We start from the raw sequence: 20,952 nt of genomic DNA, 5'->3' as shown, positions 1-20,952 counted from the left end.
TCGCCAGGTTTTTTCAAAAAATTAACTCTCCTTTAAGAAAGTCAGTGTAAAGTTTTAACCCTACTACCTCATCACATTTGGAATTTAAAAATGTTAAAATACAGAATGTTTTGTAAATTTTTAAATTTTCAAAGAAAAATAAAAAAAAAGAACTCATCATAAAAAATGTTTAAATCAACTTTAACAATCATATTTAATATCATCATTTTCTTTCTATAAAATCACTAAAAAAGATTGAGCTTTCCTAAACAAAATGCAATTGTTCGCCCATGGTTAAATTAACACTCCCGTACGAACTCTCTTTTAAAGACCTTTATGATCGGGAAGGCCTCATAAAGTTAGATGCGTCTTTCCTTGATTTTTTAGAGGACCATTTACGAGTCCGTCTCCTTCAAGCACGTTTTGAAAATGCAAATGATGAAAGTGCGCTCATCCTAGAACTCGCACCTCATCTTGAAGATTTTCTGGGAACGTTTTTTGGAATTGCTGGGGAGATCCATGCGTTGCAAGAGTCCACACACGCAATTTCCCCAATATTTTCAGCTAAACGTCAATTTGTGCAACGTATTGCGGCAAAGACATTCTCGAAAGGAGAAGTTGAGAGCTTTGATGGCGCCACACTTTATCGTCAACTTGAAACGCTGATTCATCCGGATTTTAAAGATCTTGATTTTGCAAAAGCTGTTTTGGGGTGGCTTTATGAAGAAGATCATCTAGAAGCCTTGGCGCTTGCAAAAAAATATGCTGCATTCCAGATCCATGAAAAAACATCTTCTGAATTATTCAGACTGCCTCAGAAAAAAAACTATGGAAATTTAGTTGATACATCTCTCATAAATCATACTGAATTTATTTTAGAATCTAAAAGCGGGATGACAAAAGAAGAGAAAGCCTATTATCGAGACGGCTTCAATTGCACAACACCCCCCGCATCTCAAATTCACGCCCTTGATCAAGCTCACTATTGCATTTGGTGCCATCATCAGGGAAAGGACTCGTGCAGTAAAGGACTTAAAGTCAAAGGATCCGAGGGCTTTCAAAAAAATCCGCTGGAGGTTTCTTTAGAAGGGTGCCCCCTTGAAGAAAAAATTTCGGAGATGAATGAGCTTCGAACTCAAGGTTATACGGTGGCAGCCCTTGCTACACTTATGATCGACAACCCTATGGTGGCGGGTACAGGGCACCGCATTTGCAATGACTGCATAACATCTTGCATTTATCAAAAACAGGATCCCGTTGATGTCCCCAGCATTGAATCGGAGACACTACAATCGACCCTCCGTTTACCTTGGGGGTTTGAAATTTACAGCCTTCTTTCAAGATGGAATCCACTTAATTTCAAAAGACCTTTTCCGGAGGAAAATTCCGGTTGTAAAATCCTTGTGGCGGGAATGGGCCCCGCGGGATATACACTGGCGCATCATCTCCTTCAAGAAGGTCACACGGTTTTTGGGATTGATGGTCTTAAGATTGAGCCCCTTCCCGAAGATCTCCAAAAACTCGAACCTATCTACAAAATTCACGATTATCTAACGCCTTTGAGCAAGCGTATTGTGAGTGGATTTGGCGGAGTTGCGGAATACGGAATTACGGCACGCTGGGATAAAAACAACCTCACTTTAATTCGATTACTTTTAGAAAGGCGGTCTCAATTTTCACTCAAGGGCGGCGTCAGATTGGGCGGAACAATTACGCTTGATCAGGCTTTTGATGATTATGGATTTGACCATGTGGCTTTGTGTTTGGGCTCAGGAAAACCCAAACTTTTGGAAATTCCAGGCGGGCTACCCCGGGGCGTCCGCATGGCCTCTGATTTTTTGATGGCGCTTCAACTCACAGGCGCGGATAAGATTAATTCACTGGCCAACCTTGAACTTCGACTTCCCATCCTGGTGGTGGGCGGAGGCCTGACAGCCATGGACACCGCAACAGAAGCCTTGGCCTATTACCCTCTTCAGGTCGAACGATTTTTGCAACGGTATGAAATTTTGGGACCTCAAAATAATTGGTCGGAAGATGAGAAAAACAGCGCAAATATTTTTATAGCGCACGCCAAAACAATTCGAGAAGAACGAGCTAAAGCTCAAGCCGAAAATCGGTCTCCTGAAATTTTGAATCTTCTTCAAAGTTGGGGCGGATGCACTTTGATCTACCGAAAATCCCTTCAAGAAGCCCCAGCCTATCGCCTCAATCACGAGGAAATTACATCAGCACTTGCCCAAGGCATTTCCATTTTGGAGAATACGACACCGCACGCTTTTCTTAAAGATAGATTTGGGCATCTCTCTCATCTTCAGGTTGAAAAAGAGGGAAAGGTTTTTGATCTTCCTGCAGGATCTGCCCTTCTTGCCTTGGGAACTCAACCCAATACGCAAATTGCAGAAGAAGTCAGCCTCGCTCTTCAAGACGGTAATTTCAAAGCCGAGAATGATATTTTCATTTCCCGCACGCCGGGGCGCTCTATCAGTTATTTGGGGGATCTCAATCCTCATTTTTCAGGCAGTGTCGTCAAAGCTATGGCGAGCGCCAAAAAGGCATATCCCTTAATTACAGAGATGTTGAAGGTCAATAAAAACCTTCAATCTCATGGGGCCCCAAAACAAGTTCAGGATGACAATATGGCGGCGGCCCTCTCTGCTTCCGTCGTGGCTGTCAATCGCCTTACCCCCACCATTGTGGAAGTCGTGGTCCATGCCCCTCTTGCGTCCCGGAATTTTAAACCCGGCCAATTTTTCCGCCTTCAGAATTTTGAGAGTTTGGCCAGAGTCAAAAACGGAACCCGCCTTGCCATGGAAGGGCTTGCCTTAACAGGCGCCAGCGCCAATCCAGAAAAAGGCACCGTAAATTTAATCGTCCTTGAGATGGGAGGATCGTCCAATCTTTGCGCGCTTTTAAAACCTGGAGAGCCTGTCATTTTGATGGGCCCTACAGGAACACCTACAGAAATTTTGCCTCATAAAAATGTCCTTCTCATAGGGGGTGGACTTGGAAACGCAGTTCTCTTTTCTATTGGAGAGGAGCTCAAAAAAGCCGGATCAAAAGTTCTCTATGTAGCGGGATATAAAAATGCTCAAGATCGCTTTAAAACAGAAGAAATTGAGACCGCTTCAGACCAAGTCATATGGTGCTGTGATGAAAAAATGGATTGGAAACCTAAGCGCTCCCACGACCGCGTTTTTCAGGGGAATGTCATTGAAGCCATTCTCTATTTTTCAGAAAATGGAAATCTTCAAATCCCCCTCCCCCAAATTGATCACATCATTGCCATTGGATCGGACCGGATGATGGCCGCTGTAGCACACGCGCGGGAATCTACCCTGAAGAACAAATTAAGTCCCCATCACACTGCTATTGGCAGCATTAACTCACCCATGCAATGCATGATGAAGGCTATTTGCGCGCAATGTTTACAGGCTCACCAAAATCCTCAAACGGGGGAAGTTTCTTATGTCTTTTCCTGTGTGAATCAAGATCAACTTTTGGAAACCCTAGATTTTACAATGCTCCAGGATCGTCTGGGTCAGAACTCACTTTCGGAAAAATTGACAAAAGCGTGGATTGAGGCTTTGAAGATTTAAGGATGGTCTCCCAACCGCCACCCAACGCTTTATAAAGTGCAATGGCATCAACGCTCAAGGCCGCTTGACTTTGAATAAAATTCAACTCATTTGTGTTCCTTACTGTTTTAGCCGTGAGCACAGTCAGAAAATCAATAACTCCTGCTTGATATTCCGAAAGACTTAAATCAACAACACCTTGGCTCGCAGTTAAAGCCGCATAAAGATTTTCGTGGCGCTTGCCTTCAGAGGAGAGATTCACAAGTCCATTTTCCACATCTTGAAGCGCGGAAAGAAGAACACTCTTATATTGATAATAACTTTGATCTTTTATCGCTTCCTGCGCTTCGATATTGGCACGGACTCGACCAAAATCTATTATGTCCCATGTAAACGTAGGACCAAATGATGCGTTAAAACTGGTGTGATCGAAAAAGTTAGAGCCTTTGCTACTGTTATACCCAAGGTTCCCCGTGAATGAAAACTTCGGGAAAAGATCACCCATAGCCAAACCAATTTGTGCCGTATTTGATGCCAAATTACGCTCAGCCTTCCTAATATCAGGTCGCCTTTCCAACAGAGCTGAAGGAAGATCTGCAAAGATTTCACCCGAAACTTGGGGGATAGGATGGGGTTCTGAGAGCTTATCATAGAGACTAGCGGGCGGCTTTCCTGTAAGGATCGCTAATTGATGAAGGGTTGTTTTAACATTGGCTTCAAGAGGTGCAATTTGGCTACGTGTTTGATCACGAGAAGTTTTGGCCTCGAGAACAGAAAATTCTGAAATGTGCCCCGCTTGGAATAACGATACATTTAAATTATAAAGCTCATCCCAGCTTTTGGCGTTTTTTTGTGTCACCAAAAGCTGCTGTTGATATTGTCTTAAAAGAACATAATTTTGGGCGACCTCCGCAATCAAACTCAAAAGAATATCCTGCCCATTGGCAACATCCCCTTCAAAGGTGGCTTTGGCCGCCTCATCCGCTCTCCTGAGACGCCCGAAAAGATCAATTTCCCAACTGGTGTCAAAACCCAATGCATATGCATCGCTTTCGCGGACCCTCTTTCCACCGCTCCCCCCCGAATTAACATTTAGACTATTGAGATTATGTGAGTAAGACCCCGTCCCATCAATCTCAGGAAATAACCCTGCAGTTGCACTTTTGACTTGAGCCCGCGCTTCTTGAATGAGCGAAAGCGCCTGAAGATAAGTCGGATTTGATTTAACAGCCTCTTCCACCAATTCCGTTAAAAGAGGGTCCTGAAATGACTTCCACCATTCCGCCTCAATTTTCAGATCCCGTTCTGGATTTTGGGATCCTGCATTTTCCCATACATCGGGGACTTCAAATTCTGGTTTTTCATAATCAGGCCCAATTGCGCACGCGCTCAAGAGACAACTTAACGAGATGAGAGCACGTTTCATTGTACGGGCACTCCAGGGCCACCATAAGTAAGGGAGGCTGGAATTTTATCCGCTTTAATATAGACATCCACTTGTTGTCCCATATACCCGGGAAATGTTTCAGGATCATAGGCATAAACCACCTCAAGAACGCGGGTGTCCACGCGCTCAGTGGCATCTCCCGTAAGTGATTGTTTCGGTATAACGTAAGGCTCAATATATTTAAATTGAAGTGGTGTTTTAAAATGAATGTTGCCGCGTAAAATTGCTTCTGCTGGAGATTCTTTTTTAAATCTCCACGCTTCATTTTCATCAATTTGAACGCGCACGTGATAGTCCTGAACACTTCCAATGAGCATCAAAGGTGTGGTGAGTACCGCAGCCGCAGCATATTCACCAGGGTGAATATTGACTTGTAGAATCTCACAATCTAAGGGGGCACGAATGGTATAAAGGCTTAATGTTGTCTCAGAAACCTCAAGAGATTTTTTTGCAGACTGAAGAATTGCCTCTGCATTTTTTAAAGCCGCCTCATTAACGAAAACCGCATTTTGACGCGTTGTGAGATCTTCTTGTGCAATGGCGCGTTTATCAGAAACTTTTTCTAAAAATCCAAGATTATCTTTCGACGATTTTAAATTCGCACGTGCTTGCTCCAATGCCGTTTTGGACTCTTCGAATTGTGCGAGCTTCAAAGCTACGTCGGCTTGCGCTTCCCTCATATCCAAAGTAAAAAGCGGCTGACCTTTTTTAACTTTGTCCCCAACTTCGACCAAAACCTTATCGACAGCCCCCCCCACGATGGTTCCCAAATTAAGGTTCTCACTTTTGGCCTCAATAATTCCTGAGGCCGAAATAAAACTTTCGTAAGGCGAAGTAGAGGGTATCACCGCAGGCTGAGAAACGGGGGCTTTTTTTTGATCTTTGATCACCATCCAAAGACCTGACAAAATTCCTATGATGGCCAATGCGGTTAGAACACGATTGAGGTTTATTATTTTTTTTGGCATTTTACTATCCTTCAAACTCTCGGTGATCATTAATAATTTTGATAATTTTTCCATCTTCCATTTTGGCAATTCGGTCAGAAAATTGAAAAATACGACTGTCATGAGTGACGACAATCAAAGCACGATCGCCTTCCATCGCCACAGACTTTAAAATCTCCATGATCTTGTATCCGGTACTACCATCCAAAGCACTTGTCGGCTCATCACAGACAATTAATCGCGGATTATGAACAAGAGCACGACCAATGGCTACACGTTGTTGCTGGCCGCCTGAAAGATTGGCGGGGAAAGATTCAACCCGATCTCCAAGCCCCAACTTGTCTAAAACTTCTGCCCCCCGCTCTGTTGCCTCTTTGCGGGGGACTCCCCCAATAATAAGAGGGACGGCTACATTTTCAGCAATGGTGAGGGACGGAATCAAATTAAAACTTTGAAAGACAAATCCAATGTTTTTTGCACGAAACGCAATTTGCTCACGTGGTGCCATTTGATTAAAAGAATGACTAAATAATTCACACGTTCCCTGATCTTGAAAAAGAATCCCTGCAATAATGGAAATCAGTGTAGTTTTCCCGCATCCCGAAGGTCCAGCCAACATCAAAAGCTCGCCAGCCTTAACCTCAAGATCAACACCTCTTAATGCCACAACTTGCGTTGAACCTGTACCATACGTTTTTGTAATATTATGACATTTGACAGCAAGAGAGTTCATATTAACTCTTAAAGACGATTGCAGGTTCAAGTTTAAGAACTTTGCGAATGCTAATAAGGGCCGCAAGGGCTGAAATCACAGTCACGCCGAAAACACTAAAAACCATCAGTTGCCAGGGAAATCGAAAAGCCAAAAGAGAATTTTTGGTGAAGTAGGCAAAAATTGCGGTTCCTGCAATCCCCAAACCATAGCCAATAAAGCAAACAATCAGCGATTGAAATACAATCATCAAAAGCAATGTTCTGTCCGCAACACCCATGGCTTTCAGAACTCCATAGTATCTTAGGTTTTCATAAGTAAAACTATAAAAGGTTTGCCCCGCAATAATAGCGCCCACCAAAAACCCCAGCAAAACGGAAACCCCAAAGTTAATGGGAATCCCCGTATATTTGAAATAATAGTCGATGGTGGAATCTTTAAATTTTTCTCGAGGCAAGGCTTTAAGTCCTGATTGCTTTTCAATTCTGTGGACGAGCTGATCGATATCTTGACCAGGTTTGGCTTTAACCAGCACATAACTCAAAAGGTTTCTTTGCGGCGGCACAAATTGCTTGGCGCGTGAATACGTTGTAAAAATAACTGGCAACGACTGGAAAGTTCGGGTAGATTTAGCAATTCCCACCACCACAGCCCGATGATCATTAAGTTCAATTTCTTGACCTACACGAAGGGGGATTTTAGGACCGCCTGAAGTTACGGGAGGGTTTGCCAGCTTATCATTAGCCCCCTCTTCATTGACGATGACAGCATCCGCCTGCCACAATCCTTCAATATTTCCTTGGATCAATTGAGCCGGGGCTCCGATCAATGTCGTGTCATCAATTCCAATCAAGTTGCAATTTTGATAGGTGCCTGTATTGAGACGTGCTTGAATATTGCCTTTGTAAAGCGGTTTGGCCCAAGCCACACCATCAATACTTGCTACACGATAGAGATTTTTTTCAGGCATGGTTTTGCCATCATCCACATAACGAACGGTCGGATCCATTACCCAAATATCAGGAAGCCCCAAATCAGTAATAAAGCTATAAGTTCGGGTCATAAGCCCTGAGAAAATTGCGGGCTGTTGTGTCATGATGAGTGACGCAAAGGAAATGCCCAGGATAATCCCTAAATATTTTCCTCGATCCCCCACCAGCATTTTAAAGGCAATATAAAACACTGGAATCCCCGCTCATTTTTTTGAGTCTTGTTTAAATAAAGAGAAACAACCCTCAAAAAATGAGGGCTGTTCCTTTAAAATATTTCAAAATTTAATTCGTTTTTGCATTCAAGAGATTCACCTCTTCACGTAATTTTCTGTTTTCTTCTTCTTGTTTTTTGAGCTTTTGTTTTGTGATTTTTTTTCGTTCATTTTTCTTTTGCGTTTTTGTTTTAGAGGTAAAATCCGATTTTAATATATTAGCATCGCTTGACTTTTCCGCAATGCTAACATTTCCATCTCTAATCTCTTTTTTAGAATCAAGCTCTTCTTCCTTTTTTTGTGGATTTTCAAAAACTATTTTCGTTGTCCCCTGAGACTCCACAAAAGGGTTTGTATCGTGATCCTGCAAATCATCTTTGGGGGAATTTTGCTTAATTTCTTCTTGAGGTAAGTTTGTCTCAGTGATAGTTTCCTCTTTCTTAAGATCAAGATTTTCTTCCCTTTGAAGATCGCTTTCCAGCACTGATGTTAGAATTTTACTCGTGGAATTATCTTGTGTTAGATCGGTAGGCTCTACCTCTTTTTTTGGATCTTGAACAAGTGTTTCAGTCATTAGAATCTTGCTATCCTCATCGTCTTTTCTAATAATAACAACATCTTTTTCATCTGTTTCTTTTTGAGAAGCGTGTGTATTCGTCCCCTTACCAAAAATATACCCCCCCAAATGATAAATTCCAGTCAAGGGTGCAGAAACGGGCAGCGTGAGCCACCAGGCAGCATTTCCTAAAGATTGAGCCCAAGTTGTTTTCTGAACTTTTTCAAGGACTTTCTGAACGTCCTCTTCTGTGGTTTTCTTGCCGTTTTGGATGGGATTTGAATTCGCCCTTTCTTCCTTGTATTCAATCACAGAACTCGTCAACGCAGTTTCTTCAGGAGTAGGGTGTTCTTCCAGTTTCTTCTTTAAGACAGCTGTATCTGTTTCCAAGAGATTTTTCACTTTTCCTTCAAGGTCTTCCTTGGTAGATACAAAATCATGCGGTGTTTCTTTCTTCACATCATCAGAAGTCTTAACAGGAACTGTTGTCGTTGTTGAGCCTTCTTCTTTAGTTCCAGGCTCTTGCATAGCGTTTAATTGAGAGGAAAGTGCGCCGAAAAGAACAATTAAGGATACGGTTGAGAAAAGTGTGGATGAAATTTTCATGACTGTGTCTCCCTTTTTTTATTTCATCCTAAGCCTAACACGATATGATGGGTGCTTGAAAAGACCTAATTTGATTTAAGCAAAAAAACAAGAGGATACTAACCCATGAAATTCAATACAATTTTAGATAAAATGACTGTAAAGAGCTTGTGGTTTGTAATGTTTGGCGTTTCTTTTTGGGCACCGCAAATTTTTGCAATTTCCGTTCATCAAGAGTATGGAAAAACTATGCTTTCCTTAACCTCTGAGGAATGCCTGAATTTGGGAATTGCTGCCGAAGCATCCGAAGACGTCAATTATGTGGGGGGGGTGGATATGGACGGAAACGCGGTAGCGCCTGCGGATTTGGCCTCAAATATTTACAGCAAAACACCGCGTTTTATTTCGATTCCCATTGAGGTTCATTTGAATCAATTTTTGGGAATAACAAACCCAATTTTAACCGATTTTGCGCGAAAAGCTGAAGCGGGAAATGTTGTTGTCGATTTGCAAAGCAACCAGGCTTTCTATAACGGGCAGCCCCTCTTCGACGTTCCCGCGGCGCTTCTTGAAAAAGCGTGTCGGGACCACATGCAGTCGTCCGTCTCCTCGTCCACTGGGGAAATGGTGGGGTGGTAGCTTTTTCACAAAGCTTAAAGAGATGATAATCTGATTTAAAAGCAGCTCCAAAGTTCCCTTAGTCGCCATAGCCAATATCATCATCACCACAAAAGAGAGGACTTTAATTTGAGCACTGAGCGCATCGGAAAACATAATCACACCAAAACGAAATAATAATTACGCAAATTCATTTGCTTTTATTTACATATAAGCAAGTTTTTTCCCGACTTCCAATTCCATTTTTGCAAGGGTGTTTTGAAAATAGTAATGGTGTGAGATAATCGAGTATATTAAGATCTCGTCAGTCTTATAATTGAAATCCAACAATTTTTTCATTTTAAATTTTATATTGACAGAAATTCAATTAACCTATATTGATTTCAACCTTGTTAAATTTAAAAAAGGTGATTATTCTATGTTAAATATAAAACTCTTAGCATCCTTGTTCGTTTCTGTTTCTGCCTCCTCTCTTGTAGCCATGTGGCAAGATCCAAATGAAGGCCATGATCGTAAGTTTACCCCTTCTCACCAAGTAAACTATGGTAGCCAAGGCAGCCACAGCGTAAACTATGGTAGTCACAATGTAAACTATGGTAGCCAAGGCAGCCACAGCGTAAACTATGGTAGCCAAGGCAGCCACAGCGTAAACTATGGTAGTCACAATGTAAACTATGGCAGCCAAGGTGTCACGGCGTAAACTTCGCTAGCCAAGGCAGCCACAGCGTAAACTATGGTAGTCACAATGTAAACTATGGCAGCCAAGGTGGTCACGGCGTAAACTTCGCTAGCCAAGGCAGCCACAGCGTAAACTATGGTAGTCACAATGTAAACTATGGCAGCCAAGGTGGTCACGGCGTAAACTTCGCTAGCCAAGGCAGCCACAGCGTAAACTATGGTAGTCACAATGTAAACTATGGCAGCCAAGGTGGTCACGGCGTAAACTTCGCTAGCCAAGGCAGCCACAGCGTAAACTATGGTAGCCAAGGCCCTCACGGCGTAAACTATGGTAGCCAAGGCCCTCACGGCGTAAACTATGGTAGCCAAGGCAGCCACAGCGTAAACTATGGTAGTCACAATGTAAACTATGGCAGCCAAGGTGGTCACGGCGTAAACTTCGCTAGCCAAGGCAGCCACAGCGTAAACTATGGTAGTCACAATGTAAACTATGGCAGCCAAGGTGGTCACGGCGTAAACTTCGCTAGCCAAGGCAGCCACAGCGTAAACTATGGTAGCCAAGGCCCTCACGGCGTAAACTATGGTAGCCAAGGCAGCCACAGCGTAAACTATGGTAGTCACAATGTAAACTATGGCAGCCAAGGTGGTCACGGCGTAAACTTCGCTAGCCAAGGCAGCCACAGCGTAAACTATGGTAGTCACAATGTAAACTATGGCAGCCAAGGTGGTCACGGCGTAAACTTCGCTAGCCAAGGCAGCCACAGCGTAAACTATGGTAGTCACAATGTAAACTATGGCAGCCAAGGTGGTCACGGCGTAAACTTCGCTAGCCAAGGCAGCCACAGCGTAAACTATGGTAGCCAAGGCCCTCACGGCGTAAACTATGGTAGCCACTAATTCATCCTAGAACAAAAAAACAACCTCAAGGACTCAACTCCTTGAGGTTGTTTTTTTGAGATAAAATCTCTTCAAATCCTCAAATGTAAGATATAGTTCTAAAAAAATGGGGAATTCTTATGTCGAATCAAAAATTCTTTTCCTTAACCTTAAATTTAAATCAGTCTTTTCGGGATATAGGATATCTCCTCCCCTTTTTAATAGGATCGACAATACTTCCATTTATTGTGATCGATATTTTTAACCATCCTTACATGTGGGGAAAAACTTATTCTGTTTTTATCGCAGCGAGCTTGGGGCTGGGAATTTTAATTTTTACCCCCCTTCAATCTTATCTCATTAAGCTCACGGCACGAACGCGCTACTTGTTATGGGGACTTTTAGGCACTTTGATTTTTAACTATTTTTTTCATGAGGTCAACCCGTTTTACGTTGAAACATTTCAGCGTATTGTTTTTTGGGCTCTTGTATTTTTCTTTGTGGCATTCTTAAAAATTATAAACGAAGGAGAAAGTTATCTCATTTTTATTCCCTTATTTGTGGGGCTCACAGTTTTTATTTTTATTGATTTATTACTCTATGTGATTTTTGCAGAACATCTTCCGTATTTGACATTTGGCAACCAAAATATATCGGCAGAATATGTAGGGTTTTGTTTTGCTTTGATGATGGGTGTCCGCCGCAAATTTGAGCAACAAGGGTACGGAAAAATTTTAGACTTTCTTATTCCTTTTTCGGGCACATATATACTTTATACGAACTGTCGATCCGCCTACATCGGAGCCATTCTTGTTGTATTTTATATGCTCGTAATGCGAGAATTAAATTTAAAAAAATTCTTCAGATTATTTACAATATTTTTCATTTTTTCTCTTCTGCTTTATATCGTTTTTATTTCTTTTCATGACCCGAAGCTTTTGGGGACAGTCCTTAATAAAACAACTTCTACGTCTGGAAGATGGATTATTTTTTTAGACTCATTAAATATGCTTTTAGATAAACCTTTCGGATCTGGCCTTGGAAGCTATGAATTTTCTTCCATCCCCTACCTCACCAATCTTTTTCCGAACTTAAATGAGGGGATGATTTTTAAATCACCTCATGTGGAATTTTTAAGGTTTTTAATTGAGGATGGAATTGTTGCCGCAGGCTTAATGGCTGCAGTTATTTTATTCTATCTTTATGATGTTCGAAAGTTATTACCACAAACTTTGAGGACTCATCCAGAAATTGTAGCTTATTTCATTTTCTTCTCTGTTCATTTTGCCGTTCAATTTCCACTCGATAATCCGTTTCCTTTCTTTATGACGGCGTTTATGGTAGCCTATTTTATTACCTCCTTGAACGTGGATGTTATTCCACTTCGTTCCTCCATTGTAAAAACAGTATTACCTCTTTTATTCGTTATTCTTTGTGTAGGAACACTCACTCAAATTTTTTCAAGATATATTGATCATACATACCCTTCTCATCGTAAGCTCAATGCATTGGCATGCCATTTAGATCCTAGCAATTGGAGCGCATGCCTTAATGTAGTTTCCATTGATTTGAGCCAGGGGAATTTAAAAGAAGCCGAAAAAGGAGCAAAAGCAGAGCTGTTAAGGCGCCCCAATAATTATCATGCCATGAGATATTTAGCTTATGCATACCTTGATCAGAACGACAAAAAAAACGCCTGTAATCTTCTTGAAAAATATGATGATTTTTTTGCGAATCATAGCTCTCTAAATGGTCTAAAGTTAGAGAAATGTCTTAATTACGGGAGAAAATAAATCAATCCAACCTTCCTTTTTAAGATACAAGGCATCCACATAAACTTATTGAAACCTTGGAAGAAAATCACGTAAATTACCAAAATGATAAAGACGCCCTCTCTTCAAAACGGAATTAGTATCATTCAAAATCAGGTTAAGCATTTGAAAGATGTGCCTGGCGTTTATCGCATGTTCAATGTGCGCGACGATGTACTTTATGTAGGCAAAGCTAAAAGCTTAAAAAAACGGGTAGCTTCCTATACACGTCCAGAAAAGCTACCCTTGCGTCTTCAACGCATGATTGCCGAAACCGTTCGTATGGAATTTGTAGTCACCCATACGGAAGCCGAAGCACTTCTTCTTGAGGCAAATCTCATTAAAAAGTTAGAGCCTCGCTACAACATCCTTTTTAAAGACGATAAATCTTTTTCCTACTTGCATATTGAGGCGGGCCACCCCTTCCCTCTCCTCACAAAATATCGAGGCGCCCGATCCGAACAGGGAGATTTCTACGGCCCTTTTGCCTCAACGGTGGCTGTCAACACAACCCTCACCACACTCCAACGTGCATTTTTGTTGAGATCTTGTAGCGATTCGATATTTTCTTCCCGAAAACGGCCATGTCTTCAATATCAAATCAAGCGTTGCAGTGCGCCATGTGTGAATTATATTTCTCAAAAGGATTATGCCGAACTTGTAAAAGACGCGAAAAATTTTCTTGCCGGACGTTCTGGCAAAATTCAAGAAGATCTTGCTCAAAAAATGCAGGAGTCAAGTGACCGCATGGAATACGAGCGTGCTGCACAATTTCGAGATCGCATCCAGGCATTAACTGCCGTTCAATCGACTCAATGGGTGAATATTCCTGAGAATAAGGATATTGATGTTTTTGCCATTGCCAATCTTCAAGACCAATTTGTAATCCAAATTTTGATCTTTCGCGGTGGATGCAATTATGGGGCCCATGCAATTTATCCCAAATCAGTCCAGGGGAGTACGCCCGAAGAAATTCTTGCAGCCTATATTTCTCAATTTTATGATCTTTCGCCTGCCCCTGAACTGATATTGACAAATCTAGAGCTTCCCGAAAAATCCCTTCTCAAAGAGGCTTTAAAGATCTCCCGAAAAGGCCCCTTGGACATTAAAACGCCTCACACTGGCAAATTAGAAAAAATCCTCAAGCGCGCCCATGAAAACGCCCTCCAGGCACTCGAGCGTCACTTGGCACAAAGATTATCTCAAAAGAAAATTCTTGAAGGCGTTGCCGCCCTCTTTAATTTGCCAGAGCCTCCCTCACGGATTGAAGTTTACGATAACAGCCATACCCAAGGTAGCCAACCCGTGGGCGCCATGATAGTAGCTGGACCTGAAGGATTTATTAAAAATGCCTATCGTAAATTTAACATCAAATCAGAAACGCTCACACCTGGGGACGACTATGCCATGATGCGAGAAGTCCTCTCTCGACGTTTCAAACGTGCTTTGACCCATGATCAAGATGATACGCCAAATTGGCCAGATCTTGTCCTCATTGATGGCGGGAAAGGACAATTAAGTACTGTCCGTGAAATCTTTGAAGATCTTGCCGTCCGAGATGTGGCACTTGTGGCCATTGCGAAAGGGCCAGAAAGAAATGCTGGGAAAGAAACATTTTTTATGACGGACACCCCCCCCTTCAAACTGGAAAAGAATGATCCCGTTCTACACTATCTCCAACGCCTTCGGGATGAAGCCCACAGATTTGCTATTGGAACCCATCGGACCCGAAGAACCAAAGCGCTCACGCAATCCCGACTCGATGATATCCCTGGGATTGGACCTTCCCGGAAACGCGCCCTTTTAAGACATTTTGGATCTGCAAAGGGCGTTGAAGCCGCAGCGCTTGAAGACCTCCTCCGCGTTCCTGGAATTCATAAAACTATCGCCGAAACTATTCATACCGCCCTGAAGAAAAGATAGAAATCCTTGCAAAACCTCGTCTTTTCTAACGATTGTGACAGAAAACTTGCAAAAATTGTGTTCATTCTCTATGATGGACTAAACAAAGCGTTAATATAACTTATTTAAACACGCATTAAGGTGCTTTCTCATGTCCCGCCCTGGACAATTTTGGATATCTGCAATACTCATTCTGGCCATTGTCGTTGTCGAGGTGGCCACAGATATTTACATTCCAACGTTATCGTATCTCACTCAATTTTTCAAAACGACTGAGGAGGCCGTTAACTATTCGCTGAGCGCCTGCCTTTTGGGGTTCAGTGTGGCGGGTCCGATTTTTGGCCCCCTCTCAGATAGTTTTGGACGGAAAAAACTGATTATATTGGGCCTGATTCTTTTTACATTGGCGTCCTTTGGATGTTCGTCCTCCCAAAGCATTGAGGGACTTATTGCCTGGAGGTTCTTGCAAGGCATGGGAACAGCAGGCCCTGCAGTTTTGGGCTGGGCCATTCTTAAAGACCTTTATGAAGGACGAGAAGCCGCCCACGCCATGACCACAGTCGGGATGGCTATGACATTATCCCCCGCAATAGCCCCCCTTTTGGGAGGCTATATCGCCATCAATTTTGATTGGACGTGGATTTTTGTTATTGTAGGAAGCGTAGGAGCCATTTCTGCTGTTTCAAGTTTTGTGGCTCTTCCAGAAACACTGCATCACGATGACCGTTTGAAATTTTCCATCAAAGGACTTTTTGCGACTTATTCTGAGATTTTAAAAACCCCTGGATATATTCTGCCTAATTTAATCGATGCGCTAACCTACGGATGCCTTTGGTCTTATCTTTCTGCGACCACATTCTTCTTTGTGAATCGCCTTGGCTTTACCATGATCGAATATGCTTATTTTGATGCGGTTCTCTTGATTTTTTATGTGATCGGAAGCCTTTACACACGGCGCCTTTTGAAAACAACACCCATCGAAAACGCCCTTAAAAAAGGAATCATGCTTTGCATCCTGGGTAGTTTTGCTCTGCTTTTTGTCTCCATTTTCTTTTCTGAAAATGCCTTTATTATCACAGCCGCCATGACCGTCCATTCCTTTGGCATGGCCCTTGTCTTTCCCAACGCTGCGACCTTAGCCCTTGAAGCCACACCGGACAATTTGGGATCAGGATCCGCTATGCTTTCAACACTGCAATGTTTAACGGGAGGAATTATGATTATTATTGGGGGATACCTTTATATGACTAATATCATTTGGGTATCCGTGATGATTGTAATCGCCTCACTTTTGGCGTACTGGTTTTTCCAAAAACTACATTTGTCGAAAAAACTGGCCTAAAATTCTCTCATAAATCGCGGTCAGGATCTCAATATCTCCAACCTCTACATGCTCATCAATTTGATGCATAGTGGCTTCCTTAAGTCCGCACTCCACGACAGGACAATGATGTGTGATGAAACGACCATCCGTTGTGGCTCCGCTGGTGCTGAGCTCTGGAACGCGTCCCGTCACATTTTGAACCGCAAGAGATACTAATTTAATTAAATCCTGATCTTGGGTTAAAAATGCATCTCCATGACACGTAATTTCAAGATCATGATGCCCTGCAGTTTCACGACAGACGTCTTCAATCCAAGTTTGGATTTTCTCGCCCGTTTGAAGATCATTAATGCGAACTCCAAAGTAGGCTGTGACTTTATTTGGAATAATATTCGAAGCCTTATTGCCCACATCAATAGAGGTAATTTCAAGACGAGACGGCTCAAAATAATCTGATCCTGCATCAATGGGATTTTCAAGAAGGACTTGCAGTGTTTTTAAAAGTCTCGGGATAGGATTATCCATAAAAGCGGGATACGCAATATGACCCTGCTTACCATGACACGTTAATTTTCCAGTGACACTTCCGCGCCGTCCGATTTTAATCATATCGCAGATCTGAACTTGAGAGGTCGGCTCTCCAATCAAGCACGCATCGGGAAAATCATTTCGGTTTTTCAACCATTCGAGGACTTTCACGGTGCCATGAATCGCATCTTTTTCCTCATCACCTGTAATCAAAAAACTCAAAGACCCCTGAAACGCATTTTGCGAAAGGAATCGCTCCACAGCCACCACAAAAGCGGCAATGGCACATTTCATATCCGCCGTTCCTCGACCCCAAAGTTTTCCCTCAGAAATTTGGCCTGAAAATGGATCATGTGTCCAAGCACTTGCATCCCCCAAAGGCACAACATCGGTGTGCCCGGCAAAACAAAAATGCGGCGACCCCGTTCCAATTTTAGCGTAAAGATTCGAGACATCTCCATAATCAAGTCGATGACACTCAAATCCAAGATTTCTGAGAACTTTCTCCAAAAGGACCAATGCTCCACCTTCTTCGGGTGTAATTGAAGGACATCGGATGAGCTCTTGGCTCAAAGAAACGGGATCATAAGTCATGGGCGCAACAGCTCATTTAAAGAGGTTTTTGCGCGAGTTTTTTCATCCACGCGTTTGACGATGACCGCACAATTTAGGGCAATTCCGTGTTTTTGATCCGCAATCGTTCCGGGAACCACCACTGAATAGGAGGGAACACGGCCATAGGAAATCTCACCCGTTTGGCGATCTATAATTTTAGTTGAAGACGTTAAAATCACGCCCGCCCCCAAAACGGAACCTTTCTCCACAAGAACTCCTTCGACAACTTCAACACAAGCCCCCAAAAAGCAATGATCTTCAATGATAACCGGTTGCGCTTGGAGGGGCTCAAGAACGCCCCCAATCCCCACATTATCGGATAAATGGCAATTCATTCCGATTTGTGCACACGACCCAATACGAACGCCTGAATCCACCAATGTCCCCTGCCCCACATAAGCGCCCACATTGATGAAACTGGGCATAAGAATTGTACTGGGGGCCAAATACGCGCTATGCCTTACAATCGCGCCCGGAACCACACGAATTCCTGCTTCTCGAAATTGCAGGTCCCCCCAATTTTCAAATTTGAGTGGAATCTTATCAAAAGCCTTAGAGTTCCCATCAGAAATTAAAAAATTATTATGGACACGAAAACTTAAAAGAATGGCTTTTTTAATCCAGTCATGAACAATCCAACAACCAGTATTCTTTGTGGCCACACGCAAGTCTCCACAATCGAGCTCAAACATCGTCTCGCGGATAGCCTCAGGAATTTCTCCCTTACTTTCCGGAGAAAGCTCGGCCCGCTTCTCCCAGGCACTTTCAATAATCTCTTTTAAATGGTTATATGCTGAAAACATAATGCCCCCACACACTTAGGCTAACCCAGTCACAAAAATCAGTTTTTCTGATGTTGGGGCATCATAAAAGAACTTATCCCCCCTGTCACGGGGGATTTTTTATTATGCACCTGGCGTCCGGAAGCGAAGTTGCTGTAACGTGTTTCCAATGTTTTGGAAAACGCCTTGAAGATCTGCTGTTGTAGGAGAGTCAAAATAATAACTCGCTTGGGTTGCACAATTTTGCATAATGGCCTTTACTGTAGCATCAGGCGCCCCAGAGCCAGACCCTACTGTGACAGTGAAAATTGTAATACCTTGAGCTTTAACGCGTGTACAAAGATTAGCCAGCCGTGTATTGAGTGTGTCCAAAGGAACAGATCCTAGCTCAGCCTGTGCCTGCGTCGTTGATCCATAGCCCGAATAGCCAGAAAGGTCATTCATACCGTCTGTTAAAAGAACAATGGCTTTTTGAGTTTTATTATAAGCCTGAGGAAGAGTCACTGAGCCTGAGCTATAAATACCATTCCACACATTCTGCCATTTTGGAGAAAGTGATCTCCACCCCCAAGCAAGGCCCACATTAATGGCCGTATAACCTTGAGCTGTTAACCCCGTTATTGCGTTTCTAATACTTGTAATATCATTTTGAAGAGGAACTGTACGTTGAGGGCACCCCCCGATGTTAGTACCTGAATCTCCCACAATGTTATCCCAAGCCCCCCAAAGGGTAGCCTGATTCGCCGGATCAGGGGGGGTGTCGTCCCCCTCTCCATCATTCCCAACTCCAGAGAATAACGCATTATCCAATCTTGCCTCTGTGCATCCAGTCCAAGGCCCTGTATCTGTGTAGGTTGTTTTTCTTACGCCTCTCACATTTCTTGTTGAAGTACTCCAAAAATCACCATATTGGGGAAGTGGAGATATCACAGGTGACGTTGTAACTCCTGAGGGAATCGTTGTTAAACATTGCGCTGAAGGCTGTCCTAAGGAATTCAAACAGGTCGTAGGCGTTCCCCCTGAGGTTAACCAATTTTTCCATCGCGTAGGTTCTTGATCATAAGTCCCTATATTAATCATAGATGTATAAGGCACTAAGGCTACATAAATACCGCTTTGCGTCGTTGTGGAACAGGTACCCGTACCGCCGCAATATAAAATATTGAGTAACGTATTTGCAGCTGACTTAACGGCCGCAAGCTTCGATAGCCCCCCACTGCCAGCGCCTTGCGTCATAGACCCTGTATTATCAATAACCAAGGCCACCTCAAGACCGCTGAGGGATCGATCCACAAGCGAGGATGCTGTTACCGTAACATTATTTTCCCCTACTAATTGGAGAAGTGTTGTAGAAACTATTCCTGAGGAAGCTACGGTCACCTGAGTTCCCGTAGTTGTCACAGTCAGGGGATTGGACGGAAGTGTCGCTAGAAAATTAGGGGGAAGATTCGCGTTAAACGCCATCTTTGCTTCAGAAGTTGCAGTCGTCGCATTGGATTGTCTACCTGCAGCAATGGCGGCTGCATCTACAGCCCCTGTTAAAACTGTTTGTGCATAATAAACACGGGAAGCATCAATGGCCAATCCCGCAAAAGCCAGCATCGGAACTGCAGCTAATGCTATAAAAACCATAACAACGCCCGAATCATTGTGTGTGAATTTTTTCAAATGACTCACAAAACACTGCAAATTTAACAGTTTCATTTTAACTCTCCTTATGGACATGCGGCCAATGTCGCTGCTGAACCCGTTCTCGGCTTTGTGACAGCCATTCTATAAACTTGCTGGGGGCCCGTAAAAATCGTATTAAACAAAGGCGTATAGGTATAAAATACTTCAACAAATATAGCACTATCTCCAGAAGCTATTGTAAATCCAGTGGGTAATTTTGCAGTTGCCCCCACTAATCCAATGGCACTTGTGGCCGCCTTAGGAGAAAATTGTTGCCATGTCACAAGTGTCTTAGTTCCATTATTTGAAACACCCGTGGCAATAATACTTCCATTAGCATTAATATCAAATGGTTGAAAAAACATTCCAGCATTATTTAATAAGGATTGAAGATCACATACACGCAATTGATTCATCCCTGTTATTTGATTAATCCCCACAGTGCCCTGTTGGATTTTTTGATAAAGATAAGCATAACGGGAGATCTCAAACGTTCCAAACAAGATCAATATCAATATGGGAAGAATAAGCGCAAACTCAAGCGCAGCAATCCCCTCATCTTTCAACAGCTTCATACAAAAATTTAATGGTTTTCTCATCACATTAATCCATTTAAAAAGGTTCGTTTACAACAACCGCTGCAACTTTAATGGGGTAAACACCATTGCTTGTAAAATATTGAGACACAATGGGCGTATACATTGTCCAATCATAAACCATAGTATAAAGAACAATTTGCTGCCCCGCGCCCAAATTACTAGCTGCTGTAAAATTTCCTGTGCCCGTGGGGGCCGCTGCCATATTAGAGGGAAGAGCTGCAAAATTAGGATAAACCGTTGCCGAAATTTTTATTTGTGCAGGATCAATAAGTCCAAAACTATATTGTGAAGCCAGGGTGTTTGCTTGTGCATATTGAGACACTCCTGGAAGAACATCCCCTGTCCGACCATATCGCACAACCTGTGATAGAGCAAAATCCATAGAAGCTTGTGTTAAAAAAATTGCTGAAATTTCAAATATTCCAAAAAAAATAAGAAATAAAAGGGGTGAAATCAGAGCAAATTCAATCATCACCGCCCCCTGGTCTTGGGCAACTTTATTGCTTACACAATATTTTTTGCGAAAATAGAACACAGTGA

The 20,952-nt window shown here is 42.7% G+C and carries 17 protein-coding genes; 6 read left to right on the top strand and 11 right to left on the bottom strand.

Translation table 11 applies throughout. The features are described 5' to 3' along the window. Nucleotides 1-269: 269 nt before the first annotated feature. Nucleotides 270-3,578 (top strand): FAD-dependent oxidoreductase, encoded by a 3,309-nt coding sequence (locus Bealeia2_RS03290; protein WP_331255705.1) that lies wholly within the window; start codon nt 270-272, stop codon nt 3,576-3,578. Here Bealeia2_RS03290 and Bealeia2_RS03285 read toward each other — a convergent pair. From Bealeia2_RS03285 to Bealeia2_RS03265, 5 genes are all read right to left on the bottom strand, one after another. Then, nucleotides 3,496-4,983 (bottom strand): TolC family protein, encoded by a 1,488-nt coding sequence (locus Bealeia2_RS03285; RefSeq protein ID WP_331255704.1) that lies wholly within the window; start codon nt 4,981-4,983, stop codon nt 3,496-3,498. The two genes, Bealeia2_RS03290 and Bealeia2_RS03285, sit on opposite strands and share 83 nt — an antisense overlap. Further along, nucleotides 4,980-5,972 carry an efflux RND transporter periplasmic adaptor subunit gene (locus Bealeia2_RS03280; RefSeq protein WP_331255703.1) on the bottom strand — a complete coding sequence of 331 codons (993 nt, stop codon included), beginning with the start codon at nt 5,970-5,972 and terminating at the stop codon, nt 4,980-4,982. The genes Bealeia2_RS03285 and Bealeia2_RS03280 overlap by 4 nt, the downstream gene beginning before the upstream one ends. A gap of 4 nt (nt 5,973-5,976) precedes the next feature. After that, nucleotides 5,977-6,684, bottom strand: coding sequence for an ABC transporter ATP-binding protein (locus Bealeia2_RS03275; RefSeq protein ID WP_331255702.1), 708 nt, complete (start codon nt 6,682-6,684; stop codon nt 5,977-5,979). A 1-nt stretch (nt 6,685) separates the two neighbouring features. Beyond that, nucleotides 6,686-7,846: an ABC transporter permease gene (locus tag Bealeia2_RS03270; protein ID WP_331255701.1), complete on the bottom strand. Its 1,161-nt coding sequence runs from the start codon at nt 7,844-7,846 to the stop codon at nt 6,686-6,688. A gap of 91 nt (nt 7,847-7,937) precedes the next feature. Further along, on the bottom strand, nt 7,938-9,029 hold the full coding sequence (locus Bealeia2_RS03265; RefSeq protein ID WP_331255700.1) for a hypothetical protein: 1,092 nt from the start codon (nt 9,027-9,029) through the stop codon (nt 7,938-7,940). Nucleotides 9,030-9,134: 105 nt separating this feature from the next. Between Bealeia2_RS03265 and Bealeia2_RS03260 the strand changes: the two genes are divergently transcribed. After that, nucleotides 9,135-9,647, top strand: a complete 513-nt coding sequence (locus Bealeia2_RS03260) for a hypothetical protein (protein ID WP_331255699.1) — start codon at nt 9,135-9,137, stop codon at nt 9,645-9,647. Between the two features lie 397 nt (nt 9,648-10,044). Beyond that, nucleotides 10,045-10,326, top strand: a complete 282-nt coding sequence (locus Bealeia2_RS03255) for a hypothetical protein (RefSeq protein WP_331255698.1) — start codon at nt 10,045-10,047, stop codon at nt 10,324-10,326. Here Bealeia2_RS03255 and Bealeia2_RS03250 read toward each other — a convergent pair. Then, nucleotides 10,299-11,198: a hypothetical protein gene (locus tag Bealeia2_RS03250; RefSeq protein WP_331255697.1), complete on the bottom strand. Its 900-nt coding sequence runs from the start codon at nt 11,196-11,198 to the stop codon at nt 10,299-10,301. The two genes, Bealeia2_RS03255 and Bealeia2_RS03250, sit on opposite strands and share 28 nt — an antisense overlap. A 122-nt stretch (nt 11,199-11,320) precedes the next feature. Between Bealeia2_RS03250 and Bealeia2_RS03245 the strand changes: the two genes are divergently transcribed. The 3 genes from Bealeia2_RS03245 to Bealeia2_RS03235 all read left to right on the top strand — a co-directional run bounded on the left by Bealeia2_RS03245 (nt 11,321) and on the right by Bealeia2_RS03235 (nt 16,235). Continuing rightward, nucleotides 11,321-12,973 carry an O-antigen ligase family protein gene (locus Bealeia2_RS03245; RefSeq protein ID WP_331255696.1) on the top strand — a complete coding sequence of 551 codons (1,653 nt, stop codon included), beginning with the start codon at nt 11,321-11,323 and terminating at the stop codon, nt 12,971-12,973. Between the two features lie 84 nt (nt 12,974-13,057). Beyond that, on the top strand, nt 13,058-14,914 hold the full coding sequence (gene uvrC, locus Bealeia2_RS03240; RefSeq protein ID WP_331255695.1) for an excinuclease ABC subunit UvrC: 1,857 nt from the start codon (nt 13,058-13,060) through the stop codon (nt 14,912-14,914). A 130-nt stretch (nt 14,915-15,044) separates the two neighbouring features. Further along, nucleotides 15,045-16,235, top strand: coding sequence for a multidrug effflux MFS transporter (locus tag Bealeia2_RS03235; protein ID WP_331255694.1), 1,191 nt, complete (start codon nt 15,045-15,047; stop codon nt 16,233-16,235). Here the strand turns inward: Bealeia2_RS03235 and dapE are convergent. The 5 genes from dapE to Bealeia2_RS03210 all read right to left on the bottom strand — a co-directional run bounded on the left by dapE (nt 16,209) and on the right by Bealeia2_RS03210 (nt 20,884). After that, the gene (dapE, locus tag Bealeia2_RS03230; RefSeq protein ID WP_331255693.1) at nt 16,209-17,339 is read right to left on the bottom strand and encodes a succinyl-diaminopimelate desuccinylase; all 1,131 of its coding nucleotides are present in this window, start codon (nt 17,337-17,339) and stop codon (nt 16,209-16,211) included. The two genes, Bealeia2_RS03235 and dapE, sit on opposite strands and share 27 nt — an antisense overlap. Beyond that, nucleotides 17,336-18,163 carry a 2,3,4,5-tetrahydropyridine-2,6-dicarboxylate N-succinyltransferase gene (locus Bealeia2_RS03225; protein ID WP_331255692.1) on the bottom strand — a complete coding sequence of 276 codons (828 nt, stop codon included), beginning with the start codon at nt 18,161-18,163 and terminating at the stop codon, nt 17,336-17,338. Before Bealeia2_RS03225 ends, dapE begins: the two co-directional genes overlap by 4 nt. Nucleotides 18,164-18,265: 102 nt before the next feature. Beyond that, nucleotides 18,266-19,846 (bottom strand): TadE/TadG family type IV pilus assembly protein, encoded by a 1,581-nt coding sequence (locus tag Bealeia2_RS03220; protein ID WP_331255691.1) that lies wholly within the window; start codon nt 19,844-19,846, stop codon nt 18,266-18,268. A gap of 11 nt (nt 19,847-19,857) precedes the next feature. Next, the gene (locus Bealeia2_RS03215; protein WP_331255690.1) at nt 19,858-20,388 is read right to left on the bottom strand and encodes a TadE/TadG family type IV pilus assembly protein; all 531 of its coding nucleotides are present in this window, start codon (nt 20,386-20,388) and stop codon (nt 19,858-19,860) included. 37 nt (nt 20,389-20,425) lie between these two features. Continuing rightward, nucleotides 20,426-20,884: a TadE/TadG family type IV pilus assembly protein gene (locus tag Bealeia2_RS03210; RefSeq protein WP_331255689.1), complete on the bottom strand. Its 459-nt coding sequence runs from the start codon at nt 20,882-20,884 to the stop codon at nt 20,426-20,428. Nucleotides 20,885-20,952: the final 68 nt, after the last annotated feature.

The sequence above is a fragment of the Candidatus Bealeia paramacronuclearis genome, assembly GCF_035607555.1.
In the GTDB taxonomy this organism is placed as follows: domain Bacteria; phylum Pseudomonadota; class Alphaproteobacteria; order UBA9655; family UBA9655; genus Bealeia; species Bealeia paramacronuclearis.
Note: the sequence above shows the minus strand (reverse complement) of the source record. Positions and strands in the feature narration are given on the sequence as shown.